Annotated in this window: 20 protein-coding genes, 1 tRNA gene and 2 pseudogenes; 12 read left to right on the top strand and 11 right to left on the bottom strand. The window is 76.2% G+C overall.

Annotation, left to right across the window (positions count from 1 at the left end; genetic code table 11):
* Window positions 1-12: 12 nt before the first annotated feature.
* Both GC089_RS03485 and GC089_RS03480 read right to left on the bottom strand, forming a co-directional pair.
* A complete protein-coding gene (locus GC089_RS03485; RefSeq protein ID WP_155376496.1) occupies window positions 13-570 on the bottom strand; it encodes a TetR/AcrR family transcriptional regulator in 558 nt (185 codons plus the stop codon).
* A gap of 75 nt (window positions 571-645) precedes the next feature.
* Window positions 646-1,263, bottom strand: coding sequence for a hypothetical protein (locus GC089_RS03480; RefSeq protein ID WP_155376495.1), 618 nt, complete (start codon window positions 1,261-1,263; stop codon window positions 646-648).
* A gap of 490 nt (window positions 1,264-1,753) precedes the next feature.
* Here GC089_RS03480 and GC089_RS03475 point away from each other — a divergent pair.
* Window positions 1,754-1,826: transfer RNA gene (locus GC089_RS03475), tRNA-Lys, on the top strand.
* 148 nt (window positions 1,827-1,974) lie between these two features.
* On the opposite strand, the gene GC089_RS03470 is transcribed toward GC089_RS03475, so the two are convergent.
* The 3 genes and pseudogenes from GC089_RS03470 to GC089_RS19885 form a co-directional block, all read right to left on the bottom strand.
* On the bottom strand, window positions 1,975-3,453 hold the full coding sequence (locus GC089_RS03470; RefSeq protein WP_230685038.1) for a Tat pathway signal sequence domain protein: 1,479 nt from the start codon (window positions 3,451-3,453) through the stop codon (window positions 1,975-1,977).
* Between the two features lie 98 nt (window positions 3,454-3,551).
* Window positions 3,552-4,385, bottom strand: a complete 834-nt coding sequence (locus GC089_RS18800) for a hypothetical protein (RefSeq protein ID WP_230685037.1) — start codon at window positions 4,383-4,385, stop codon at window positions 3,552-3,554.
* 68 nt (window positions 4,386-4,453) lie between these two features.
* Window positions 4,454-5,143: pseudogene (locus tag GC089_RS19885) on the bottom strand (hypothetical protein); the annotation flags it as partial.
* A gap of 64 nt (window positions 5,144-5,207) precedes the next feature.
* On the opposite strand from GC089_RS19885, the gene GC089_RS03455 reads away from it, so the two are divergent.
* The 8 genes from GC089_RS03455 to GC089_RS03420 all read left to right on the top strand — a co-directional run bounded on the left by GC089_RS03455 (window position 5,208) and on the right by GC089_RS03420 (window position 15,131).
* Window positions 5,208-5,729 (top strand): PadR family transcriptional regulator, encoded by a 522-nt coding sequence (locus GC089_RS03455; RefSeq protein WP_155376492.1) that lies wholly within the window; start codon window positions 5,208-5,210, stop codon window positions 5,727-5,729.
* Window positions 5,730-5,781: 52 nt separating this feature from the next.
* The gene (locus GC089_RS03450) at window positions 5,782-6,510 is read left to right on the top strand and encodes an ABC transporter ATP-binding protein (RefSeq protein WP_155376491.1); all 729 of its coding nucleotides are present in this window, start codon (window positions 5,782-5,784) and stop codon (window positions 6,508-6,510) included.
* 619 nt (window positions 6,511-7,129) lie between these two features.
* On the top strand, window positions 7,130-8,800 hold the full coding sequence (locus tag GC089_RS03445) for an ABC transporter permease (RefSeq protein WP_155376490.1): 1,671 nt from the start codon (window positions 7,130-7,132) through the stop codon (window positions 8,798-8,800).
* 279 nt (window positions 8,801-9,079) lie between these two features.
* Window positions 9,080-9,685, top strand: a complete 606-nt coding sequence (locus tag GC089_RS03440; RefSeq protein WP_155376489.1) for a hypothetical protein — start codon at window positions 9,080-9,082, stop codon at window positions 9,683-9,685.
* Window positions 9,686-9,886: 201 nt separating this feature from the next.
* Window positions 9,887-10,420, top strand: a complete 534-nt coding sequence (locus tag GC089_RS03435) for a GAF domain-containing protein (RefSeq protein ID WP_196250804.1) — start codon at window positions 9,887-9,889, stop codon at window positions 10,418-10,420.
* Window positions 10,421-10,587: 167 nt separating this feature from the next.
* Complete coding sequence (locus tag GC089_RS03430) at window positions 10,588-10,998, top strand: PPOX class F420-dependent oxidoreductase (protein ID WP_155376487.1); 411 nt, start codon at window positions 10,588-10,590, stop codon at window positions 10,996-10,998.
* Between the two features lie 57 nt (window positions 10,999-11,055).
* Window positions 11,056-12,540, top strand: coding sequence for a 3' terminal RNA ribose 2'-O-methyltransferase Hen1 (locus GC089_RS03425; protein WP_155376486.1), 1,485 nt, complete (start codon window positions 11,056-11,058; stop codon window positions 12,538-12,540).
* Complete coding sequence (locus GC089_RS03420) at window positions 12,537-15,131, top strand: polynucleotide kinase-phosphatase (RefSeq protein WP_155376485.1); 2,595 nt, start codon at window positions 12,537-12,539, stop codon at window positions 15,129-15,131. Before GC089_RS03425 ends, GC089_RS03420 begins: the two co-directional genes overlap by 4 nt.
* A 126-nt stretch (window positions 15,132-15,257) precedes the next feature.
* Here GC089_RS03420 and GC089_RS03415 read toward each other — a convergent pair whose 3' ends face one another.
* Window positions 15,258-15,575 carry a hypothetical protein gene (locus GC089_RS03415; RefSeq protein WP_155376484.1) on the bottom strand — a complete coding sequence of 106 codons (318 nt, stop codon included), beginning with the start codon at window positions 15,573-15,575 and terminating at the stop codon, window positions 15,258-15,260.
* 146 nt (window positions 15,576-15,721) lie between these two features.
* Window positions 15,722-16,711: a hypothetical protein gene (locus tag GC089_RS03410; protein WP_230685036.1), complete on the bottom strand. Its 990-nt coding sequence runs from the start codon at window positions 16,709-16,711 to the stop codon at window positions 15,722-15,724.
* Window positions 16,712-17,114: 403 nt separating this feature from the next.
* Between GC089_RS03410 and GC089_RS03405 the strand changes: the two genes are divergently transcribed.
* Window positions 17,115-19,505 carry a family 43 glycosylhydrolase gene (locus GC089_RS03405; protein ID WP_230685035.1) on the top strand — a complete coding sequence of 797 codons (2,391 nt, stop codon included), beginning with the start codon at window positions 17,115-17,117 and terminating at the stop codon, window positions 19,503-19,505.
* 56 nt (window positions 19,506-19,561) lie between these two features.
* Here GC089_RS03405 and GC089_RS18795 read toward each other — a convergent pair whose 3' ends face one another.
* Complete coding sequence (locus GC089_RS18795) at window positions 19,562-20,416, bottom strand: RICIN domain-containing protein (RefSeq protein ID WP_255449058.1); 855 nt, start codon at window positions 20,414-20,416, stop codon at window positions 19,562-19,564.
* A 123-nt stretch (window positions 20,417-20,539) separates the two neighbouring features.
* Window positions 20,540-21,308 (bottom strand): annotated as a pseudogene (locus GC089_RS18790) (family 43 glycosylhydrolase); the annotation flags it as partial.
* On the opposite strand from GC089_RS18790, the gene GC089_RS18785 reads away from it, so the two are divergent.
* Entirely contained in the window at window positions 21,297-21,473 is a 177-nt protein-coding gene (locus GC089_RS18785; protein WP_230685299.1) for a hypothetical protein, read from the top strand. The pseudogene GC089_RS18790 and the gene GC089_RS18785 sit on opposite strands and share 12 nt — an antisense overlap.
* Before the next feature lie 260 nt (window positions 21,474-21,733).
* Here GC089_RS18785 and GC089_RS03395 read toward each other — a convergent pair whose 3' ends face one another.
* Window positions 21,734-23,050: a glycoside hydrolase family 3 N-terminal domain-containing protein gene (locus GC089_RS03395; RefSeq protein WP_155376483.1), complete on the bottom strand. Its 1,317-nt coding sequence runs from the start codon at window positions 23,048-23,050 to the stop codon at window positions 21,734-21,736.
* A gap of 117 nt (window positions 23,051-23,167) precedes the next feature.
* On the opposite strand from GC089_RS03395, the gene GC089_RS03390 reads away from it, so the two are divergent.
* Complete coding sequence (locus GC089_RS03390; protein WP_155376482.1) at window positions 23,168-23,713, top strand: MOSC domain-containing protein; 546 nt, start codon at window positions 23,168-23,170, stop codon at window positions 23,711-23,713.
* A gap of 61 nt (window positions 23,714-23,774) precedes the next feature.
* Here the strand turns inward: GC089_RS03390 and GC089_RS03385 are convergent, their stop codons facing one another.
* Entirely contained in the window at window positions 23,775-24,524 is a 750-nt protein-coding gene (locus GC089_RS03385; protein ID WP_155376481.1) for a ZIP family metal transporter, read from the bottom strand.
* Window positions 24,525-24,529 lie beyond the last annotated feature (5 nt).

The raw sequence follows: 24,529 nt of genomic DNA, 5'->3' as shown, positions 1-24,529 counted from the left end.
GGACGGGAGCGGTCAGTCCGGGTGCCGGATGCCGGCGTTGAGCAGCTGCGCCCACGGCTCGGCTAGGTCGACCATGCCGCCGGCGACCAGCAGGTGGCAGAGCTGGCCGTAGGCGACGAAGCGCTGCACCGCCGCGTCGTCCGCACCCGACCGCTCACGCGCGAGCGTGACGACGCGCTCGAGGCCGCGGCGGAACGCCTCCCCGATCTCGGGGAGCTCGGCCACGGACTGCGCGTGCACCTGCAGGAGCAGCAGCGTGCGGTCCGCGATGAGCGCGGCGTACGCGCCGCCCATCGCGTCGAGCACACCCTCGGGCGAGCGGTCGGCGGCGGCCGCGGCACCCGCCTCGAGCGCGTCCACGACCTGGTCGAAGCACGCGTCCAGCGCCGCGGCGAAGAGCCGATCCTTCGTCGGGAAGAGCTTGATGACGTAGGCCGGCGAGATCGAGGCCTCACGCGCGACGTCCGCGATCGTCGTCCCGTGGTAGCCGCCGCGCGCGAAGGCGCGGACGCCGGCGGAGGCGACGACGGGGCGCCGGAGGTCGGCGGTGGAGAGGATCGTGCGGGGCATACAGTGAATGTACGTTCACTCACAGCGCGAGCGCAAGGGGTCGAGGAGGAGCTCGGACGCGACCCGGCGCACGGGTCAGCGATGTGGTGACAGTGCGTCGACGAGCTCGTCCGCCCGGTCGCTCCCGACGACGTAGGTGCGTTCGCCGCCACGCGTCCGCAGGACGACACCAGGGCCGGGGCTCACCGTGAGTACGGTGCGTCCGCCACCGAGGTAGCGCAGACCGAGCCCGCCGGCCCGCACGACCCCTACCCGCTCGACCCCGTCGATGGACAGGTCGTCCCGCGGGATGTGCCGACGCCAGATCGTGATGCCGAGTCGGAACCTCAGCTCGACACCAGCGACGGTGACCTCCGTGACCGAGGACATCCGCGCGACGAGCAAGCACAGCCCGACGACGGCTGCCGAGAGGATCGCGAACAGGAAACGCTCGGTGTCCGAGGTGGTGCCCGGCCAGGCGCTGATGAGCGTGTGCACCGCCACGGCCACGCCGATCAGCACGACGGCCACCCGGATGCCGGTGGAGGCGTACCGGACCTCACGGAACGTCATGCAGTCTCCCGCGGCCATGTCGAGCGCCCACTTCCGCCTCCTTCTGTCGAGGACCTCGTTCGCGACGATCACGATGATGAGCGCGGCGACGATCGTGAGAACGCCCCAGAGGGCGTTCCCGCTGGCACCGGTGGACACCATGATCGGTCTTCCCTTCCCGACGTGAGCGAACAGCCGCACAGGCCAGTGCCCGCGTACGCGCGCAGGTCCCTGCGACGCCTGCCCGCATCCCTACCGCTCCCCGCTCGACGTGAGGGATCGGGAGCTCCGCGTCAGGTCCCTCACCAGCCAGGTGTCGACGATCACGGTGATGAGGATGCCGGGGACGACCCAGCCCCACATCCAGGCGTCGCCCTCAAAACGGTTGGGCGCACGCCAGACCGTCGCCGCCGCTACCGGTGGCCACGAGGCACGGGTCGTCTGCGGGGGCGAAGGACATCGTCGTCGTCCCGAGGGTTCCACTGATCCCACAGGCCGACGCACCGACCCTCCCCGGGAGGCTCGCCGCGATCCCGCATCGTCGTGACCAGGCTGTACCGTCGGTCCCGTCGCCTGCAGGCGCCCTCCCGGCCACTCGCGGACGACACCGGTGTTGTCCCGCGGGTTCCACGAGTGAATCCCCTCATCACCCGGGCCTCTAGCTCAACTGGCAGAGCAGCGGACTTTTAATCCGCGGGTTGTGGGTTCGATCCCCACGGGGCCCACCGCAGGGGGCCCCGACGCGTCACCGCCGACCCCGCCTACCCACCTCCCGGCAACCTCGGAGGTCCTCAGCACCCGCGCGCTCGGGTGCTGAGGACCTCCGGGTTCGCGCCGGCGAGGGTCGACGGGACCACGGCGGCGGCCGGAGGCTCAGCAGACGCCGCCCCACCGCATCGGGTTCGTGCGCGTCGCCGCGTACAGGAACCACGACGTCGCGCCGACGTGCTGCACCTGGAAGTACCCGAACCCGAAGCCGGTGTCGAGCAACGACGACGCCGCGACGATGCCGCCGTCCACCTCGGTCCCGCCGATGCGCTGCCCGCCGCCGAGCACGTCCTGCGCGTGCCGCACCTGGTCGAGCAGGCGCTCGGCGCGCTGCCGGTCGCCGCGCGCGTCGCGGTCGAGCAGCGAGGTCGCGAGCTGGGCGGTCCCCTCCAGCCAGACGCCCTGCGGGTGCACGGTGATGCCGTTGTACTGCGCGGTCGACGTCGTCGACGCGGTGCTGAACGTGACGCCCGAGACCTGCTCTCCGTCGGGCAGCTGCGACGTCGGCGCCGACGCGTCGTCGACGACGGCGAGGCCGGTGCCCGCCCAGTCCAGCGCCCGGTCGTAGCGCCGCTCCTGCAGCGCGAGCCGGCTCCACGTCTGCGGGTCCAGCGGCACGGGGTCGCGGTTGATCTCGACCCCGTCGTTCGTGCCCGTCCAGAACCAGCCGGATGCCGGCTCCCACATGCGCCGCACGAACGCGTGCGCGTGCTGCGCGGCGGCGTCCCACGTGCGGTCGCCGGTGGCGCGGCGGAGCATGCCGAAGAACGCGACGCAGTCGATGTTGTGCTCGGTCGACCCGTTGGGCACCGGCTGGTTCGCGCCGTCGACGCCGAACGAGAACCCGCCGAGCGGCTGCGTGGACCAGGTGTTCGTCGTGATCCACTGCCCGATCCGCACGGCCGCGTCCCGGTAGCGCGGGTCCCCCGTGGCGCGGAACAGGTGCAGCAGGCCGATGCCCGGCCACGCCATGTCGCCGACGGCGGTCCCGAGGAAGCCGAACTGCCAGCCGACGTTCGCCCGGCCGTCGGCCCGCACGAGGCCGTCGGGCTGCGGCGTGCCGTCGTAGAACGTGTACGGCCCGACGTTGTAGCCCTGCCGCAGCCGGCCGTCGTCGAAGTCGGGGTCGTTCTCCTGCGCGAACACGAGCCCGTCGCCGAGGACGCGGGCCGTCGCGACGCTCGAGCGGCGGCCGTCGGCGAGCAGCGCGCCGATGGCCAGCGCGTTGTCGTAGACGAACGCGGTGCTGAACAGGCCGAGCTCGTCGGCGTAGCTCTGCGCGAGCCGCGGTCCGGTGTTGACCGACGGGTAGGCGTCCGTCGCGGCCTGCAGGAACCCGACCGCGGCGCGCTGGGCACCGCCGCGCCCCCCGTGGTGGCGCCGGCGGCCGTGGTGCGGCGTCGGCCTCGGGCCCCAGCTGCGGCCGTCGTGCGCCGCGGCGCCGCTCGCGCCCGCGACGGCCGCCGCGGCGACGCCGCCGAGCGCGAGGAAGGTGCGGCGGCCGAGCGGTGCCCGAGTCGGGTGGTGCGGGTGGTCGTCGTGCGGGTGGTCGTCGTGCTGCTCGAGCTCGGTGGCGTGCGGCATCGCGTGCTCCCCCATGAGACGGTGCCCCGGCGTCGTCGCCGGGCCGCGACCAGGCTAGGGACGAACCGGACGATCCGGAAGGCGTCCGGCGCGCGTCGTCACGGGGCGTCGGTGCCCGTGCCGCCCGGGTCGACGAGCAGGACCCGGACGCCGCCCGAGCGGAACACCGTCGGGTACCGGGCGAGGGCGCGCGCCGTCGCCTCGTCGAAGCCGTTGCCGACGCCGCGGGCGAGCACCGCCGCCGACCCGGCCGTCAGGTGCTCGAGCACGGTCCGCTGCCAGGACGCGTTCCGGACGCGGGGCACCGGCCGCCCGTCGGCGTCACGCGCACCGACGGCGTACGCGTGGCCGGAGAGGTCGACGGGGACGGGGCAGCCGCGGTCGAGGTTGGCCGACAGCAGGTCGAGCAGCGCGAGGGTGGCCGGGGCGTCGGCCTGCACGCAGCCGCGGTCCGGCAGCTGTGCGCGGATCTCCTCGGCGGGGAACGGCGGCACGGGAGCCGGGCGCAGCGCACCGCCGGCGAGCCCGAGCGTCAGGCAGGCCGCCACTGCCGCCACGCCACGCACCCGGACGGGGACCGTCGACACGCCCGCGCCCACGACGAGCACGAGCGCGGCCGCGGCGTACGCGGCGTAGTGCGGCAGGTACGACGGCGAGAGCAGCAGCACGGCCGTCTGCGCGAGGAGCACGACGACCCACAGCCGACCCACCCGGGCGCGCCAGGCGAGGACCGCGGCCGCCGCGACGACGACCAGCACGACGGCGAGCAGCGGCCCCGGGTCGTGGGGCTCGGCGGCGAGCGCTCCGTCGAGACCGGTGATGCTCTCCAGGCGCGCGCGCACGTCGCGCCCGTTGCGCCCGCGCCCGAGCTGGTCGAGCACGACGTGCTCCAGCATCGCCGGACCGGCGAGCACCGCGAACGGCGCGAGCACGCCCGCGGCCGCGGCCGCCGCCCGAGCGCCGCCCGGCCCGCGACCCCGCGGCCCCGACCCACCCACAGGCACGCGAGGACGACGGCGACCGGCACGACGTTCCAGATCTTCACCGTCACGCCGAGCCCGAGCACCGCCCCACCGAGCAGCACCAGCGCGCGGCCGCGGGCGGGCGCCGCCTCGGCGGCCCGCCGCAGCAGGAGGACGCCGCCGAGCAGCGTCAGCGTGCCGAGCGGCTCGAGCAGCGTGAGCCGCTCGGCCACGGCGGCCGCGGCCGAGACGGCGTAGAGGACGCCCCCGACGACGGCGGCAACGGTCCCCCACCGGGCGGCGAGACGCACGACCAGCACGGTGCTGGCCACCCCGACGAGCAGGAAGGCGACCCGCGCGGCGGCCAGCCCCACAGGGTCACCGAGCCCTGCGCCGAGCGCGGCGAACGGCGCGAGCGCGAGGGCGACGCCCGGCGGGTGCAGCAGGAGGAAGTCGCGGTACGGCACGTCCCCGTGGACCAGCGCCGCGGCGGCGGCGTAGTACACGCCGTCGTCGTACCCGTGGTACCCGGACAGGCCCGCCGCGCCGCCGAGCGCGCGCCACCGGACCACGAGGGCGAGCGCGGCCGCCGCCGCGGCGACCCCCCACGCGAGGGCCGGCGAGGCCCGGGCGGTGGACGGCGTGCCACGGAACGGGTCCACGCCGCCACCGTAGAGGGCGGGCCGCGCCGACGCGCCGGCAGGGCGTGACCCGGTGGGCGCGCCCATCGGGTCGCGAGCACCGGGCGCGGGCTATACGCGACGCGTATACGTTGTGTGTATAGTGCTCGTCATGACCGTCGCCCCCGCGCTCCTCGGCCTGCTCCAGGCCGGCCCCCGCCACGGCTACGACCTCAAGCGCGCCTACGACGAGCGCTTCGGGCAGGACCGCCCGCTCGCCTACGGCCAGGTGTACGCGACCCTCGCGCGGCTGCTCCGCAACGGCCTCGTCGAGGTGGAGTCGGAGCCCGGCGACGGCCCGGACCGCAAGCGGTACGCGATCACCGACGCCGGCGTCAGCGACGTCGACCGGTGGCTGGCGCAGCCGGAGAAGCCGGAGCCGTACCTGCAGAGCGCGCTCTACACGAAGGTCGTGCTCGCGCTGCTGACCGGCCACGACCCCGCCGCCGTCCTCGACACCCAGCGCGCCGAGCACCTGCGGCTCATGCGCGACCTCACGCGTCGCAAGGCCGGCGGCGACCTGGCCGACCAGCTCGTGTGCGACCACGCCCTGTTCCACCTCGAGGCGGACCTGCGCTGGCTCGAGCTCACCGCCGCACGCCTCGACGACCTCGCGGCGACCGTCCGGCCCTGAACCGGTCCCGAGCCGGCCCTGAACCGGCCCCGTCCACCCCCTGGGGGAACCCGTGACCCACCTCCCGACCGCCGCGACCGGCGCCGACCTCGACCGCTCGCCCCGCGACCGCCCGCTCCTGACCGCCGAGGGCCTGCGCGTCACGTTCGGGGCGACGACCGCCCTCGCCGACGCCTCCCTCGCGGTCCACCCCGGCGAGGTCCTCGCGCTCATGGGCCCCTCGGGCTCCGGCAAGTCGACCCTGCTGCACTGCCTGGCCGGGATCCTGCGACCCGACGCGGGCCGCGTCGTCCTCGACGGCCAGGACGTCACCGCCATGTCCGACGCCGAGCGCAGCGCGCTGCGCCGCTCGCAGTTCGGGTTCGTCTTCCAGTTCGGCCAGCTCGTGCCCGAGCTCACCTGCGAGGAGAACGTCGCCCTGCCCCTGCGCCTCGCGGGCGTCGGACGCCGGCAGGCGCAGCAGGCCGCGCGCGAGTGGCTCGGCCGCCTCGAGGTGCCCGACGTCGCCGGCAAGCGGCCCGGACAGGTCTCGGGCGGCCAGGGGCAGCGCGTCGCCGTCGCCCGCGCGCTCATCGCGCAACCGCGCGTCGTGTTCGCCGACGAGCCGACCGGGGCGCTCGACTCCCTCAACGGCGAGCGCGTCATGCAGCTGCTCGTGCGGGCCGCGCGCGAGACCGGCGCCGCCGTCGTGCTCGTCACGCACGAGGCGCGCGTCGCCGCGTACTCCGACCGCGAGGCGGTCGTGCGCGACGGCCGCGTGCGCGAGCAGGTGACCGCGTGAGGCGGGGACGCAGCAGCGCGGTCGCGGACCTCGCGCTGGGCGTGCGCATGAGCGTCAGCGGCGGCCGCTCCGGGTGGGCGCGGCTCGCGTTCGTCGCCGCCGGCGTCGGGGTCGGCGTCGCGATGCTGCTGCTCGTGGCGAGCATCCCCACGGTGCTCGACCGGCGCGCCACGATCGACGCCGCTCGGGCGCCCGGCCCCGCGGTGGCCGAGGCGGGCGACGGGACCGTGCTCGTCGACCGGTTCCTCTCCCAGTACCGGGACGAGGTGGTGGTCGGCACCCTGCTGCAGGCCGAGGGCGACCGGGCGCCCCTGCCGCCCGGCGTCGACCGCCCCTCGCCCCGGGGGACGCGCTCGTCTCGCCGGGTCTGCTGCGGCTGCTCGAGTCGCCGGAGGGCGCGGCGCTGCGCGGGCGCTGGGGCGAGCGGGTCGTCGGGACCGTCGGCGCGGAGGGCGTCGTCGGCCCCGGCGAGCTGTACCTCTACCTCGGCACCGACGAGCTCACCGCGCAGAGCGCGACCCGCGTCGAGCGCTTCGGGCGGACCGCCGGCCCCACCGGCGGCGGTGAGCCCGCCGGCCTGCTGCTCGCCCTGGTCGGGCTCACCGGGCTCCTCGTCCCCGTGGCCGGGTTCATCGGCACGGCCGTCCGCTTCGGCGGCGAGGCCCGCGACCGGCGGCTCGCCGCGCTGCGGCTCGTCGGTGCGGACGCGGCGACCACGCGCCGCGTCGCGGCGGGCGAGACGCTCGTCGGTGGGCTGGGCGGGGTCGTCGTCGGGGCCGTGCTGTTCGCCCTCGTGCGGGGCGCGGTGGCGTCGTCCGTGCCGCACGGCATGTCGTTCCACGCCGCCGACCTGCGGCCGTCCCCGCTGCTCGCGGCGCTCGTCGTCGTGCTCGTGCCCGTCGCGTCGGTGCTCGTGACCCGCGCGGCGCTGCGGCGCGTCGTCGTCGAGCCGCTGGGCGTGGTGCGGCTCGGTGCGCAGGTGCGCCGGCGGCTGTGGTGGCGTCTCGCGCTGCCGGCCGTCGGGCTCGCGCTCCTGCTGGTCCCGCTGGTGCACGTGGGCCGCGGGTCGTTCGACGAATCCGGTCAGGCGCTCGTGCTGCCCGGCATGGCCCTGCTGCTCGTCGGGGTCGCGCTGCTGCTGCCGTGGGTGGTCGACGTCGTCGTGGCACGGCTGGGTGCTGGCGGGCTCGCCTGGGACCTCGCGGTGCGGCGCCTGCAGCTCGAGAGCGGCACGTCGGTGCGGGCGGTGTCCGCCGTCGTCGTCTCCGTGGCCGCGCTCATCGCGGTCCACGGGCTCATGGGCGCGGAGGGCGCCGCCCCCGGCGAACGCGGTCGCACGGTCGAGGCCGTCGTGTCCGACGGCCGGCCGGGGTCCGACGGGCGCGAGTGGGAGCCCGCGCTCCGGGGCACGCCCGGCGTCCGGTCGGTCGACACGGAGGTCCACACGCTGGCCCGCCCGGTCGCGGACGGGGAGGAGATCGTGCTGACGGTCGGCAGCTGTGCCGCCCTCGCCGCCGGGACGGGGGTGCGCGAGTGCGCGGACGGCGACGTCCTGGTCGTCGCCCCGCCGGGCGGCGGCGAGGCCCCGGCGCCCGGGACGTCGTACGTGCTGGGCGCACCCGGTTCGGGTGCCTCGACGTGGACGCTGCCCGCGACGGCCACCACGGTCGAGCCGACGACGCCCGAGACGCAGGGCGGTGCGACGTCGCTGTTCGTCACCCCGGCGGCGCTCGGCGACGCGGTCGTGGTCCCGTCCGAGCTGCACGCCGCCGCCACGGTGCGGGTCACGCTCGACGCCACCGTCCCCGACGCCGCCGAGCACCTGCGCACCGCGGCCTCGGCCGTCGACCCGCGCGCGTACGTGGTGGTGGACGACCCGGCGGCCGCCGACGCCGGGCTCACGCCCATCCGGCAGGGGCTGCTCGTCGGCACGGTCGCGCTGCTGCTCGTCGTCGGCGCCAGCCTGCTGGTGAACGTGGCGGAGCAGCTGCGCGAGCGCCGCCGTCCGCTCGCCGTGCTCGTCGCCGTCGGCGCGCGCCGGCGGACCCTCGGCCTGTCGGTGCTCTGGCAGGTCGCCATCCCGATGACCCTCGGCATCGGGCTGGCCGTGGCGGTGGGCACCGGTCTGGCCACGGTCCTCCAGGCAGGCACGGGCGCGCCGGTCCGGGTCGACTGGACGGGCATCGGCGTGACGGCCGGTGGCGCCGCGGCCGTCGTGCTGCTCACGACCGCGGCGATCCTGCCGCTGCTGGGGCGGGTGACCCGGCCGTCGGGGCTCCAGGGAGAGTGAGCGCATGACGTTCCGCGAGGTGCGCCACGCCTCCACGGCCGTCCGCGTCCGGCGACGGCGCGTCCCCTGGCACGACCTGGCCGTGGACGGCACCCAGCACGTCGGCGCGGTCCGAGCCGGCGGGCAGGTCGCGGTCCACCACCGAGCCGCGCCACCGATCGCCACGGTCCGGTGCGGTGCGCGGGCCCGGGACGGGCACTGGACCTGCCAGCCCCCGTGCGCCAGCATCAGCACCGCACGCGCGCGACCAGCGACGGCCGGACGACGAAGGGGGACGCCGTGGACCCGACCACCGGCGCCGGCAGGAGCAGGGTGCGACGCCAGCTCGTGCACGTCGGCGTCGCCGTGCTCCTGGCCGGTGGCGCCGTGGTGGCCGTCGGCGCGGCGACCGCGGACGACCCGACGGCGGTGTCCTCCACGGACGCGGCCGAGCCGGACCTGGTCCGTGCGGTCGCGACGAACGGTCGCGAGGGCTACGTCCACAGGTCGGACCTCGAGCCGGCCGATCTCACGCCCGCGAACCCGACCGAGGCGGTCGCGCTGCAGCGCGCAGCCGACGAGGTCGCCACCGCCGCGTTCGTCGACACCCTCGCCGCGCGGCTCGGTGTGACGATCGACGTGCCCGTCAGCGATGCCGTCACGGCCATGCAGACGGCCGCCGACCAGCGCCGGGCGGGTGCCGGGACGGTGGCGGGCACGGCCGCCGGGCGCCGCCTGTTCACCGCGCTCGGGCTGGACGCGAACGTCCTGGCGGACCGCGGCGACGACGCCACCGCGGAGGCGGTCGACGCCGCGCTCGACGCCGCCGAGCGGGCGAACCAGCGAGAGCTCCCGGTGTACGAGAGCGACGGCAGGACGCGGATCGGGACGTTCGTCGTCGGCTGACGCGCCCTCCTCGGGGCGCCGGGCAGCCGCGGGCGGCGGCGAGGACCGCGGGTGAACTTCCCGCGCGGGCCACGCCGTGGCCTGCGACGACGCGCGCCGGCGCAGGAGGGACGGGGCCGACCACGTGCGGGCCGCCCGGCACGGCCGATCGGTGGGGTGCCGTGCGCCGCAGCGTGCGGCGTGACGAACGGAGAACGTGCTGTGCCGACCACCCCTGCTGTCCCCGACCCCGCCGTCGACCTCGACGAGCGCAGGCGCCTCGAGGCGCTCGCCGCGTACGCCGTCGTGGAGGCGTTCGACGAGCCCGAGTTCAACGACCTCGTCGCGCTCGTCGGCGACCTCCTGAAGGCCCCGGTGGCCACGATCGGCGTCCTGGACGAGAGCCAGGAGTGGTTCAAGGCCCGCCTGGGCACCGACGTGCGCCGGATCCCGCGCGAGGAGTCGTTCGCCCGCCACCTGCTGGCCGAGCCCGACGCACCCCTGGCGGTCGAGGACATGACCGCCGACCCGCGGTTCGCGACGAGCGCCTTCGTCACCGGGCACCCGCACTTCCGGTCCTACCTGGCGGTGCCCGTCGTCTCGGTGGACGGGACGTTCCTGGGGACCCTGGAGGCGCTCGACGTGGTCCCCCGCACCTGGACGGAGCGGGAGATCCGGCACCTGCGGACGCTCGCCCAGGTGCTCGAGGCCCACCTCGAGCTCCGCAAGTTCATCAGGGCCCTGGCCGCCGCCTGAACCTCGTGGTCGCCGGTGCACGGTGAGGCGTCCGGGGAGCCGGTGACGCGGCGCCGGCCGGGTGTCACCCCTGACGCCGACGCGCGAGTATGGCGGCGTGGTCGCCGACCGACGGCCACGTCGCCGTACCCGCCCGTCCCGACCAGCCACGACACCGAGGAGCCACCGTGCCGAAGCCGCCCCTGCCCGCCGACGTCGCCGACCTGCTGCGCCGCCCGAACCCGGCCGTCATGGCGACGATCCACCCCGACGGCCACCCCGTCACGGTCGCGACCTGGTACCTGCTGGAGGACGACGGCCGCGTGCTGCTCAACCTCGACGCGTCCCGCGCGCGACTCCGGCACCTGCGCGCGAACCCGCACGTCTCGCTCACCGCGCTCGCCGAGGGCGACTGGTACACGCACGTCAGCGTCCAGGGGCGCGTCGTGGAGATCCGCGACGACGTCGACCTCGTGGACATCGACCGGCTGTCCACGCACTACGGCGGCAACCCGTACCCGGTGCGCGACCAGCCGCGCGTGAGCGTCCTCGTCGAGGTCGACCACTGGCACGGCTGGGGCGCCGCGAAGCGGGACTGAGCGGCCCCGCGCCGCAATCCCGCTGCCACGGCGCGGTCGCGCTGCCAGGATGTGCCGGTGCTGCTCACCCTGACCACCGAGACCGACGCCGCGAGCGACCTCGGGTACCTGCTGCACAAGCACCCGGGCCGCGTGCAGCAGTTCGAGCAGCCCTACGGCGTCGCGCACGTGCTCTACCCGGAGGCGACGGACACCCGGTGCACGGTCGCGCTGCTGCTCGAGGTCGACCCGGTCGGGCTCGTCCGCGGACGCGGCCCGCGGGACACCGGCTTCAGCCTCGCGCAGTACGTGAACGACCGTCCCTACGCGGCGTCGTCGATGCTCGCGGTGACGCTCGGGCGGGTCTTCCGCTCCGCGGTCGCCGGCCGGTGCGCGGCGCGGCCGGAGCTCGTGGACCGGGTGTGGCCGCTCGAGGTGCACCTGCCCGCGGTGCCGTGCCCGGACCCGGACGCCGCCGCGCGGCTGTTCGGTCCGCTCGGCTGGCAGGTCGAGGCGACGCCGCTGCCGCTCGACCCGCAGGTGCCGGCGTGGGGCGACTCCCGCTACGTGGACCTGCGGCTGCGGGGCGCGCACCGCGTCGCCGACGCCCTGTCGCACCTGTACGTGCTGCTGCCCACGCTCGACGGCGCGAAGCACTACTGGGTCGGGTCGGACGAGGTCGACAAGCTCGTGCGCGCCGGCGGGTCGTGGCTGGGGACGCACCCGGCGCGGGACGAGATCGCGCGCCGGTACCTCGCGCACCGGCGCGTCCTCGCCGAGTCGGCGGTCGCCCGCCTGGCGGAGGTCGACGACGCGGTGGCCGACGACGCGGTGGCCGACGACGCGGTGGCCGACGACGTGGTGGCCGACGGCGTCGCGGACGTCGCGACGGAGGAGGTGCTCGCCGCACCCGACGGCGGGCCGACCGTGGGCGGACCGGCCACGCCGACGCTGGCCGAGCTGCGCCGCCGGGCCGTGCTGGAGCAGCTCCGCGCGGCCGGCGCCCGCTCGGTGGTCGACCTCGGCTGCGGGCAGGGCGAGCTGCTCGGGCTGCTGCTCGACGAGGGCGTCGACCGGCTGCTCGGCGTGGACGTCTCCCCGCGCGTGCTCGCGACGGCCGCGCGCCGCCTGCGGCTCGACACCCTGCCGGACCGCGTCCGCGAGCGCGTCCGGCTCGTGCAGGGGTCGGTCACGTACACGGACGCCCGCGTCGCGGGGTTCGACGCCGCCGTCCTGATGGAGGTCGTCGAGCACGTCGACCCGCCGCGCCTGCCGGCGGTCGAGCGCGCGGTGCTCGGCGCCGCCGCGCCGGCCACGGTCGTCGTCACGACGCCGAACGCGGAGCACAACGTGCGCTACCCGACGCTGGCGGCCGGCACCATGCGGCACCACGACCACCGCTTCGAGTGGACGCGCGCGCAGTTCGCGACCTGGGCGCAGGCCGCCGCCGAGCGCTTCGGCTACCGCGTCGCGCTGCTCCCGGTCGGCCCGGACGACCCGGACGTGGGCCCGCCCACGCAGATGGCCGTCTTCCACCGCGTCGGGCAGGAGGCCTCCCGATGACCGCGCTCACCGTCCCCGCCCTGTCGCTCGTCGTGCTGGTCGGGGCCTCCGGGTCCGGCAAGTCGACGTTCGCCGCGCGGCACTTCGGGCCGTTCGAGACGTTGTCGTCGGACTTCTGCCGCGGCCTGGTGGCGAACGACCCGAACGACCAGTCCGCCACGGCCGCCGCGTTCGACGTGCTGCAGCACATCGCGGCACGACGCCTCGACGCGGGCCTGCTCACGGTGGTCGACGCGACGAACGTGCAGCAGCACGCCCGCAAGGCGCTGGTCGACCTGGCGCGCGCGCACGACGTGCTGCCGGTCGCGGTGGTGCTCGACGTGCCCGAGGACGTGTGCCTCGAGCGCAACCGCGCCCGCGGGGACCGGGCCTTCGGCGACCACGTCGTGCGCCGTCAGCGGGACGCCCTGCGCCGCTCGCTGCGCGGTCTGGCGCGCGAGGGCTTCCGGACGGTGCACGTGCTGCGCGGCGTGGAGGAGGTCGACGCGGCGACGGTCGTGCGCGAGCCGCTGCGCAGCGACCGGCGCGACGAGCACGGCCCGTTCGACGTCATCGGCGACGTGCACGGCTGCCGCTCCGAGCTCGAGACCCTGCTGGGGCGGCTCGGCTGGCAGCTGGTCCGCGACGAGGCCGGGCGCCCGGTGGACGCGGTGCACCCGGAGGGCCGGCGCGCGGTGTTCCTCGGCGACCTCGTCGACCGCGGCCCGGACAGCCCGGGCGTGCTGCGGCTCGTCATGGGCATGGTCGCGGCCGGTCACGCGCTGGCCGTGCCGGGCAACCACGAGAACAAGCTCGTGCGGGCGCTGGACGGGCGTGCCGTGCAGGTCTCGCACGGGCTCGCGGAGACGCTCGAGCAGCTCGCGGCCGAGCCCGAGGAGTTCCGCGCGCAGGTGCGCGCGTTCGCGGACGGCCTGGTCGCGCACCTCGTGCTCGACGAGGGCCGGCTCGTGGTGGCGCACGCGGGGCTGAAGGAGGCGTTCCACAACCGGGCGTCGGGGCGGGTGCGGTCGTTCGCGCTGTACGGCGACACCACGGGCGAGACGGACGAGTACGGCCTGCCGGTGCGCTACCCGTGGGCGGAGGAGTACCGGGGGCGCGCGACCGTGCTGTACGGGCACACGCCCACACCGCGCCCGGAGTGGGTGAACAACACGATGTGCCTGGACACCGGCTGCGTGTTCGGCGGGCACCTGACCGCGCTGCGGTACCCGGAGCGGGACGTGGTGCAGGTGCCGGCGGAGCGGGTCTGGTACGAGCCGTCGCGACCGTTCCCGCCGGCCGACGCGCCCGCCGCCGACGCCGGTGCGACGCGCCGCGACCCCGACGTCCTCGACGTCACGGACGTCCTCGGCAAGCGTGTCGTCGACACCTCGCTCATGGGCCGGGTGACGGTCGCGGAGGAGAACGCCGCCGGCGCGCTGGAGGTCATGAGCCGGTTCGCGCTGGACCCGCGGGCCCTGCTGTACCTGCCGCCGACGATGAGCCCGTGCGCGACCGCCGCCGACGGCGACCTGCTCGAGCACCCGGCGCAGGCGTTCGACGCGTACCGCGCGGCGGGCGTGCGCGAGGTCGTGTGCGAGGAGAAGCACATGGGCTCGCGTGCGGTCGTGCTGGTCTGCCGGGACGCGGCGACGGCCGGCGAGCGCTTCGGCCTGCCGGACGGCGCGTCGGGCGTCGTCCACACGCGCACGGGCAGGCCGTTCCTCGACCCCGCCCGGACGGCGGAGCTGGTGGGCGTCGTGCGCGACGCCGTCACCGGTGCCGGTCTGTGGGCCGAGCTGGGCCGGGACGGCGAGGACGCGGCCTGGGTGCTGCTGGACGCGGAGCTCCTGCCGTGGTCGGTGAAGGCGGAGGACCTGCTGCGCGAGCAGTACGCCGCCGTCGGCGCCGCCGCGCGCGCCGCGCTGCCCGCCGCCGCGGCGGCGCTGGAGCAGGCGGCCGGGACGGGCCTGGAGGTGGCGGACCTGCTCGCGCGGACGCGGTCGCGCGCGCAGGACGCCCACCTCTTCAGCGACGCCTACCGCCGGTACGTCTGGCCCACGGACGGCCTGACGGGCGTGCGGCTCGCGCCGTTCCAGGTGCTCGCGGCCGGCGGGCGCACGGGCGGCGCGACGTACGAGGAGCGTCCGCACACGTGGCACCTCGCGGCCGCGGACGCGCTCGTCGCGGCCGACGCCCGCGGGGTCCTGCTGGAGACGCGGCGGCTCGTGGTCGACCTCGACGACGCGGACGCCGTCGCGGCGGGCGTGACGTGGTGGACGGACCTGACGGACGGCGGGGGCGAGGGCATGGTCGTCAAGCCGCTCGCGAACCTCGTGCGCGGGCGGCGCGGGCTGGTGCAGCCGGGCATCAAGGTCCGGGGACGGGAGTACCTGCGGATCATCTACGGCCCGCACTACACCGAGCCCGCGAACCTGGAGCGGCTGCGTGCGCGCAACCTCGGCCGCAAGCGTGCGCTCGCGCTGCGCGAGTACGCGCTGGGGATCGAGGCGCTGCACCGACTCGTCGCGGACGAGCCGCTGTGGCGCGTGCACGAGGCGGTCTTCGCGGTGCTGGCCCTGGAGTCGGAGCCCGTCGACCCGCGTCTGTGAGCCGCGGACCGCACGGGCGGTCCGGCCGCCGGTCGCCGCGCGGACGCCGCGGTCAGGCCTCGACGACCTCGGCGCGGCGGCGCGCCCGGTCGGCCGCGGCCCGCAGCGCGAGGGTGCCGCCGAGCGTCACCAGCGCCGCCCCGCCAGCCACGACGCGACCGTCCGCCGGTTGGCCGCGACGCACTCCGGCGTCGCGAGCTGGGACGCCTCGGACATGCCGACGACCGGCTCCTCGATGCACGTGCGGCCGGTCGACGGGTTCGTCAGCGGCGCCCAGGTCCACACCCAGCACGTCGCGACGGCGACGACGAGGACCGCGCCGGCCACGCCGCGCACCGCGCGTCGCAGCGGACGGGCCCGGACCGCGGCGCGCACGCCGACGACCGCGAGGGCGACGAACGCGAGGGTCGCCGCCAGCGTCAGCGCGAGCTGGTCGGTCTCCATGACGGCGCGAACCTAGCAGCGGGGCGGTGCCTCCCCGGCGGGGCCCACGGGCGACGCGCCGGCGCGGAGACGGGGACGCGCGGGACGACCGGCGGTCGACGGGGCGGCAGGGCGGGCGGTCGGCCGGCCGGGTGCGTGCGCGCGGGTCAGGGCGTGGCGGCCTCGAGCTCGCGCCACGTGCGGTAGTGCTGCACCGCGACGCCCCGGTAGCCGGGGGTCGCGACGAGCGCGTCGTGGACCACCTGCACCTGCGCCGCGAGCACGTCGGCGCCGTCGTCGCCGAACGTCCACCCGGCACCGCCGGCGACCGCCGGGGCGTCGGTCTCCACACCGATCGTGAACGGCACACCCGCGGCGACGGTCTGCGCGACCGCGTCGGCCGAGAGCGCGAGGATGCCGTCCCGGCCGGCCGCGTGGTCGACGAACGTGACGATGCCGACGGAGTCGGCACGCGCGAGCACGGCCTGCGCGACCGTGCCGCCGCCCGGCGCCGGCTCCCACGCCAGCCAGTACGGCATGTCGACGCCGAGCCCGACCCCCTCCGGCAGGGCGGCCCTCGCGGTGTCGAGCATGGTCAGCCAGCGCGTGAGGATGCCGGCGCGGTCGGTCCGCCACCCGGGCAGCGTCCAGGGCTCGACGTCGAGCTGCACGTGCGCGACGTCCCGGCCGTGGACCGCCGCCTGCAGCCACCACACGGCCAGGTGCGGCTCGTCGAGCCACGGCGGGTCGCCGCCGAGCACACCCACGTCGACGCCCTCGGCGTTCAAGGCGTCGACCGTGGCCGTCATCCAGGGGTCGACCACACCGACGTCGGCCGCCCACGGCGCCGACAGGTGCACGGTCGTGAGGCCGCGCTCGCGCACCCACGCCGCGAGGACGGCCGGGTCGGCCGGCGCGTACCCGGTGCCGCGCGCGTCGACCTCCCGCGGGATCGAGTTGTCCCAGACCCACATCGTGGTGACGGGCTGCGGGGGTGCGCCGTCGGCGGCGGACGCCGGGGCGGCGAGGGCGCTGGCCGCGACGGCCCCGGCGAGGGTCAGGGCGAGCGTCCGGGCCGGCGGGCGCGTGAGCCGGCGCGTCAGCGGGTGCGTGAGCAGCGGCGCCGGGCGGCGTCGCGGGCGGTCGTGGACGGGCACGGGCGGGCTCCGATCGTGAGCTGGGGGACGCCGGGCGTGCGACCGGGGGCCGGTGGCCCCCGACACGGACGCGCCCCGCGTCGTCGAGTGTCACCCATCCGGGACGCGCACCGACGCGCCGCGTCGCGTGCAGCGTTGTGGACGCCTGGTGTCGCCAGTGCTTCACGAGGACGACGGGCGAGGCTTCATGACGACGAACGGCCGGGACGCACGAGGGCGGGCGGCGGGGGGCGGAAGGGCCCGGGCACCGGCGTCAGGACGAGCGCCGGCGGGTCGCAGGTCCGTGCGTCCTGCCGGATCCGTCCCTTTACAACGTTGCAACGGCGTCCTACCGTCGTGAGCGGAACCCCGGCACGACCGCCCGTGGGCTCCCCTGCGTCCAGCGCTGCACCAGGAGAACGCCGTGACCACACGCGCCCGCACACCCGTCCGCACCCTCGCCACCATGACCGCCGCCGGGGCCCTCGCCGCCACGGCGCTCGCCACCGCGGGGGCCGCGCCCGCCGCCGCGGCACCGGTACCCACGTTCACCGACGCGACCGTCCACGACCCGTCCGTCGTCGTCGCCGACGACGAGATCTGGGTGTTCGGCTCCCACCTGCAGGTCGCCAGGACGGACGACCTCATGCACTGGGACCAGGTGGCGGCCGGCGTCACGCCCGAGAACCCGATCTTCGAGGACGTCACCACCGAGCTCGCCGAGACGCTCGCGTGGGCGCAGACCGACACGCTCTGGGCCGCGGACGTCATCCAGCTCGCCGACGGCCGCTACTACATGTACTACAACGCCTGCCGCGGGGACTCCCCGCGCTCCGCGATGGGCGTCGCCGTGGCGGACGACGTCGACGGGCCCTACGAGGACCTCGGCATCATCCTGCGCTCGGGGCACGAGGAGCACGAGCAGCCCAGCGACGACGGCACGCCCTACGACGCGCGCGTCCACCCCAACGTCGTCGACCCGGACACCTTCTACGACGCCGAGGGCGACCTCTGGATGGTCTACGGGTCCTACTCCGGGGGCGTCTTCATCCTCGAGATGGACGAGGAGACCGGCCTTCCGGTGCCCGGCCAGGGGTACGGGAAGCACCTGGTGGGCGGCAACCACAGCCGCATCGAGGCGCCGAACATCATGTTCGACGAGGGCACCGGCTACTACTACCTGTTCCTCTCGTTCGGCGGGCTGGACGCGAGCGGCGGCTACAACATGCGCGTCGCCCGGTCCCAGAACCCCGACGGCCCGTACGTCGACGCCGAGGGCAACCCGATGTCGGAGGTCCGATCCGACCCGTCGCTGCCGCTGTTCGACGACGCGTCGATCGAGCCGTACGGCGTCAAGGTGATGGGCAACCACCTGTTCCAGCGGGAGGTCGGGGACCCGGGCACGGGCCCGGGCACCGGGTACGTCTCCCCCGGGCACAACTCGACGTACACCGACCCGGAGACCGGTGCGCACTTCCTCGTCTTCCACAGCCGGTTCCCCGGGCAGGGCGAGACGCACAACGTCCGCGTGCACGAGATGCGGATGACCGCGGACGGCTGGCCGGTCGTCGCGCCCTACCGGTACGCCGGGGACGCGCCGCCACCGCCGCTCACCGACCGGCCCGAGCGGTTCCGCCTCGCGGACGTCGTCGGCGACTACGCGCTGGTCGACCACGGCAAGGCGATCTCCGCCGACGTCACCCGCGCGGTCGACGTCCGCCTCGAGCCGAACGGGCGCGTGAGCGGCGACCGCGAGGGGCGCTGGCGGCTCGAGGGCCGCGACCGCCTGCGGCTGGAGGTCGACGGCGCCCGCTACGACGGCGCGCTGCTGCGGCAGTGGCAGCCCGACCGGCAGGAGTGGGTCGTCACGTTCACCGTGCAGTCCCGCGCCGGCGTCTCGCTGTGGGGCAGCGCGGTCGAGACGATGACGCCGCGCGAGGCCGTCCGGGCCGTCGTGGCCGACCTCGACCTGGGCGACACCTCGGCCGTCGTCGCGGACCTCACCCTGCCCACGACCGGGACGCAGGGCACCACGATCACGTGGGGGTCGAGCGACCCGACGGTCGTCTCCCCCAGCGGGGACGTGACCCGTCCGGCGCACGGTGAGGGCGACGCCACGGTGACGCTCACGGCGACGGTCCGCAACGGGAACCGCACGGCCACCGCGACGTTCACGGTCACGGTGCTGGAACGCACGCCCGGCGGCCTCGCGGGGGCCTGGTCCTTCGAGGGCGACCTCGCCGACGCGTCCGGCACCCACCCCGCCGCGACGGTCACGGGCCCGCGCATCGGGACCACGGGCGGCACCGTCACGTACGTGCCGGGCGTGCACGGCCAGGCCGTGCACCTCGACGGCGCGAGCGGCGTGCAGCTGCCCACCGGGCTCGTCGACGGACCGTCGTACTCGGCCGCGCTGTGGGTCCGCCCCGACGTGATCACGCAGTACACGACGACCTTCTTCGCCGCACGGGACGACCAGGGCTGGGTGAGCCTCGTCCCGCGCGGACCCGACGGCACGACGATGGTGTGGGCCGGCAGCACGTCCTGGTACGACGCGAGCACGGGCGGGCAGGTCCCCGTCGGCGAGTGGACGCACCTGGCCTACACGGTCGACGGCGGCGACATCACGGTCTACGTCGACGGTGAGGAGCGCTTCTCCGGCACCGGCTTCCCCCAGGTCCTCACCACACCCACCGGCACCTTCACGCTCGGGGTCAACTGGTGGGACACGCCCTTCACGGGCGCCGTCGACGAGCTGCAGGTGCACCGCGGCGCGCTGACGGCCGCGGAGGTCGCGGCACTCGCGGCCCGCTGACCGGACGAGCGGGGGTGGGGCGGCCCGGCCGCCCCACCCCCGCTCGCTGCCCGGGCTCAGACCGCCCGCAGCGTGAACCGCTGGCAGATGTTGTCCAGCCAGGCCCACTGGACGAGCGCGTTGCCGGTCGCCAGCCCGCAGCTCGCCAGGTCGAGCGCCCTGCCGCTGTGGCGGGCGACGAGCCGCACCGACCCGTCGGCCAGCGGGTCGACGCGCCACTGGCTCGCCGCGCCCGAGCAGGCGCCCTGCTGCAGCGCCGCACCGTCGGCCGACGACCCCGACGCCACGGCGAGGCAGCTGCCGGACGCCGACGCGGGCTGCACGCGGTAGTACCCGCTGTCGGTGTGCGTGAACGTCCACCGCTGGCACGCCGCGCCGTTCCACGTCCACGCCCGCACGGACGCGCCCGCGGCCGTCGAGCAGTCCGCCACGTCGAGGACCTTGCCGCTCTGGCTGCTCACGACCGCCACCGTGCCGGCGGGCGCGAGCCGCCACTCCTGGCAGGCCGTGCCGTCGGCCGCCCAGAGGCGCACGTTCGCGCCGTCCGACGCGGAGCAGTCGGCCAGGTCGAGGACCTTGCCGCTGGCCCGGTTGGTCAGCCGCGACCAGCCGTCGGTCGTCGGCGTGACCTGCCACTGCTGGCACGCGTTGTCGAGCCACGCCCACTGCCGCACGTCCGTGCCGTCCGCGGTGCCGCAGTCCGCCGCGTCGAGCACCTTGTTGCTCGCCTTGTTCACGAGCCGGTAGTACCCGTCGGCGGTCGGGTCGAGGACCCAGCGGCTCGCCGCGGTGTCGCAGCCCTGCTGGGCGACGGTGGTGCCGTCGGCCGTCGAGCCGCCGGCCACGCCCGCGCAGCGGCCGGAGCTGCGGTTGACGACCGTCCAGGCGGCCCCCTCGACCGCGGCCGTGATGGGTCCCGTCTCGCCCGAGGGGACCGCGAGGTCGGTGCTGGTGGAGACGGGTGCACCGAAGCTCGGTGTGCCGTCGGCCGCCCAGGTGAAGGGCTGCGCACGCGTCGACCGGGTGCTGCCGCAGCCCTGGCCGGCGGCGGCGTTGGCGTGGTAGACGATCCAGTCCTGCGTGCCGTCGGGCGAGCGGAAGAAGCCGTTGTGCCCCGGCCCGTACACGCCGTTGGCTCGCTGGAAGACGGGGGTGGAGCGCTTGGTCCACGAGGACGCGGACATCGGGTCGGTGCCGGTCAGGGTGAGCAGACCGAGCGTGTAGTCCGGTGTGGTGCACGAGCTCGCCGAGAAGACGACGTGCGTGCGCCCGTTGCGCTGGATCACCTCGGGCGCCTCGTTCACCCGGCCGCCCTGCGTCTCCCAGGAGTGCGTGGGCCGCGAGATCAGCACGCGCGCGCCCGTGACGGTCCACGGGTTGCTCATCCGGGAGATCCAGATGCTCTGGTCCGGGCCCTGCCACTCGCTCCACAGCAGGTAGAGCTGGTTGCCCACGGTCAGGTAGGTGCCGTCGATGTTCCAGGTGCTCGGCATCGGGGTGCTGGCGGAACGTGTAGGGGCCCATGGGGTCGTCGCCGGCGCTCTCCAGGACGCGCAGCTTCTGGCCGTCGAGGTTCGCGCTCGTACCCGAGGTGAACATGAGGTACCAGCGGGTGCCGTTCGGGCCGGTCAGCCGGTGGAACTCGGGCGCCCAGAAGTTGAAGCCGCTGTCCGCCGCGGTCTCGGACCACACGTGCACGGGGGCGGCGGTGCGCAGGCCGGCGAGCGTCGGGGACTTGCGCATGACCAGCTGGGAGCTCCAGGTGGTCGTGGCGAGGTAGTAGCTGCCGTCGTGGAACTGCAGCCACGGGTCGGCGCCGTCGGGCAGCAGGGGGTTGCGGACGGTCTGCTCGCCGACGGCGCCCGCGGGCGCCGGGGCGAGGGCCACGAGCGCGGCGACCGCGAGGCCCGCGGCCGCCAGCACGGCGGCGAGACGTTCGAGGAGCGTGCGGCGGCGTGTGGTGGATGAGGACGGGGGCATGTCGGCCCTTTCGCTTGTGAGCGCTCACATCCGACGTGCGAGGGGTGCGGGCGCGGAGGACGGGACGGAGGGACGTGCCCCGCACCGGGTCAGGGCTGCTCGCCCCGCCTCGTGCGGCCTGCCGCTGCGCCACCGCGCGTCGGTGCGCCGGTGCCTGCGTGCAGTGCGACAGGCCTAGTGCGGAGCAGCGGCGCCCTGCAACGATTCAAACGTTTAGACGTGCACGTTCCCGGCGCGACCCAGGGCGGTCAGGGGACGCGGGTGGGCGCGGCCCCGGGCGGCACGGCGTCCGGCGCCGCGCCCGCGGCACCCGGCCCGAACGAGGGCAGCTCCACGTCGAGGCAGGACATCGCACCCGCGTCCCCGCCCGCGAGCGCGGTGACGCGCGCCGCCGCCTCCGACAGCCTCTCCTCCGGCAGCGCGCCCGTGCGCACGGCCTCGACGAGCGCGTCGCGCATGCGCACCGCCTGGCGTCCGTCGGTCGCGAGCACCGCGTCGGCGCCCGCGCCGACCGCGGCCACGGCCGCCGCCGGGAAGTCCCAGCGCAGGTTCACGGCGCCCATGCCCACGGAGTCCGTGATCGCCACGCCCTCGAAGCCCATGTCGCGCAGGAGCGCGTAGGCGCGCGGGCTCAGCGAGGCCGGCAGCTCGGGGTCGAGCGCCGCGTACTGCAGGTGGTTGAGCATGACGACGGGGACCCCGGCGTCGACCGCCTGCTGGAACGGCAGCAGGTCGGTCGCGGCGAGCTCGTCGACACCGGCCTCGACGAGCGAGGACTCCCGGTGGGAGTCGACGGTCGAGCGGCCGTGCCCGGGGAAGTGCTTGACGGTCGGCGTGACGCCGGCGTCGGCCAGGCCGTGCGCGTACGCGAGCCCGTAGGCGGCCGCCGTCGCGGGGTCGGCGCTGAACGAGCGGTCGCCGATGACACCGCCGGCCGGGCCGTCGTCGAGGTCGAGCACGGGCGCGAGGTCGAGGTCGACGCCGACGGCCGCGAGCGCGGTGCCGGTCCGCGCCGCGCGGGCCCGCACCTCCTCGGGGGTCTCACGCTGGGCCATGCGGCGGGGCGAGGGGCCCGCGCCGACGACGTCCCGCATCAGCGCGACCCGCCCGGACTCCTCGTCGGTGGAGACCAGCAGGGGCCGCCCCGCCGCCGCCCGCAGACCCGCCGTGAGCGCGGCGACCTGCTCCGCGTCGTCCACGTTCGGCTCGGACAGGAACACCCCGCCGACGCCGAGCGCGACGACCTCCTGCGCCAGGGGGTCGTCGGCCGAGCGGACGCCCGGCAGCCCGACGACGAGCGTCGCGGCGGCGCGCTGCTCGAGGGGCGCGGGCGTGCACGTGGGCGTGGGGGTGGGCGTGGGCGTGCGGGCCGGGGCGCGACGCTCCGCCGGCGCGGTCGTCACCGGCACCGCGGTGTCCTCCCCCACCGCCATCGGGACGAGCGACGCCGCACCGAGGGACGCGAGCGCGAGCGCCGCGAGCCCTGCCGCCCGCGCCCCGGCCCGACCCGGCCGCCGGGCGTGCCGGGGAGCCCCGCCGGCCGCGTCCTGCGACGGCTCGGGCACGGGGGCGGGCTGGTCACCGCAGCAGGCTAGGTCGGATCCTCCCAGGCCGCGCGGCCGGGTCGGCCGACCGTCCGTGCGGGTGAACGGGCACCGCGGCGGCCCGCCTACGCTGAGCCGGTGCCCACCCTGCTCGCCGTCTGCGCCGTCCACGCCCTCCGCCCCGACGCCGGCTCCCAGGGCGTCACGGCGATCGACAAGCGGACCGTGGACGGGCCGGTGAAGGTCGGGCCGTACGGGCTGCGCGGCGACGTCCAGGCGAACCGCAAGCACCACGGCGGGCTCGAGCAGGCGGTGTACGCCTACGGCCAGGACGACGCGCAGTTCTGGGCCGGCGAGCTCGGACGCGACCTGCACCCGGGCTGGTTCGGCGAGAACCTGCGGGTCGCGGGGCTGGACCCGAACGCGGCGCGGGTCGGCGAGCGCTGGCACGTCGGCGCGCGCGTCGTCCTCGAGGTGACCGGCCCTCGCACCCCGTGCGCGACGTTCGCCCGCTGGGTCGGCGGGGCGGACGAGCGGGGCTGGGTCAGGCGGTTCGGCGCCGAGGGGCGGCTGGGCGCCTACCTGCGCGTCGTGCGCGGCGGCGCGGTGGCGGCCGGGGACGCGATCGTCGTCGAGCCGGCGCCGGCGGACGCGCCGACGGTCCTGGACCGCTACCGCGCCTGACCGCCCCGTCCCGCGGCGACCGGCGCCGGGGCGTACGGGAGGACGCGCCGGTGGGCGACGGTCAGAGGCGCTCGATCGTGAACGACAGCAGGAAGCCGACGGTGGCGAGCAGACCCGCGTACAGGTGGGTGCGCTCGAACGCCTCGGGGATCATCGTGTCGGCGACCATCGCGAGGATCGCGCCGGCCGCGACGGCGGTGATGACGGCGACGACGGCCCCGGACGCCCCCTGCAGCAGCAGGGCGCCCAGCGCGGCCGCGACCCCGCTCGCGAGCGCGATGCCGCCCCACACGCCGAACACGTAGCCCGCCCGGCGCCCGCTGCGGCGCATGCCCGCGGCGCTCGACAGTCCCTCGGGCAGGTTGGAGATCGCGACGGCCGCGAGCACGGGGACGCCCACGCCGCCACCGCCGAGCAGCGACAGCCCCAGCACCACCGACTCGGGCACGCCGTCGAGCAGCGCGCCCACCGCGATCGCCGCACCGCTGCCGGCGTCGTCCTCCGCGCGCGGCTGCTGGTCACCCGACCGCTTGCGGTGCCGGGCGCCGTGCCGCGCGAGCACGACGTTCGCCGCGACGTACGCGACCGCCCCGCCCAGGAACCCCGCGGCGGTCGCCGCGAGCCCCCCGGTCCGCTCGGCCTCGTCGACCAGGTCGAACGCGAGCGCCGAGATGAGCACGCCCGCGCCGAACGCCATGACGCCCGCGACGACCTTCTGCGGCACCCGCACGAACCACGCCACCAGGGCGCCCAGCACGAGCGCACCCCCGGCGACCAGCCCCCACAGACCCGCCTCGAGCCAGACCGGCACCCCGC

Source organism: Cellulomonas sp. JZ18, assembly GCF_009720485.1.
Classification (GTDB): Bacteria; Actinomycetota; Actinomycetes; order Actinomycetales; family Cellulomonadaceae; genus Cellulomonas.
The sequence above is the reverse complement of the archived record's forward strand: the minus strand, read 5'-3'. Positions and strand labels throughout refer to the sequence as shown.

Bases quoted from the DNA above. Each gene is read 5' to 3' on its own strand.
- GC089_RS03485 (WP_155376496.1), bottom strand. From the start codon at position 570: ATGCCCCGCACGATCCTCTCCACCGCCGACCTCCGGCGCCCCGTCGTC.
- GC089_RS03480 (WP_155376495.1), bottom strand. From the start codon at position 1,263: ATGGTGTCCACCGGTGCCAGCGGGAACGCCCTCTGGGGCGTTCTCACG.
- GC089_RS03470 (WP_230685038.1), bottom strand. From the start codon at position 3,453: ATGCCGCACGCCACCGAGCTCGAGCAGCACGACGACCACCCGCACGAC.
- GC089_RS03455 (WP_155376492.1), top strand. From the start codon at position 5,208: ATGACCGTCGCCCCCGCGCTCCTCGGCCTGCTCCAGGCCGGCCCCCGC.
- GC089_RS03420 (WP_155376485.1), top strand. From the start codon at position 12,537: ATGACCGCGCTCACCGTCCCCGCCCTGTCGCTCGTCGTGCTGGTCGGG.
- GC089_RS03415 (WP_155376484.1), bottom strand. From the start codon at position 15,575: ATGGAGACCGACCAGCTCGCGCTGACGCTGGCGGCGACCCTCGCGTTC.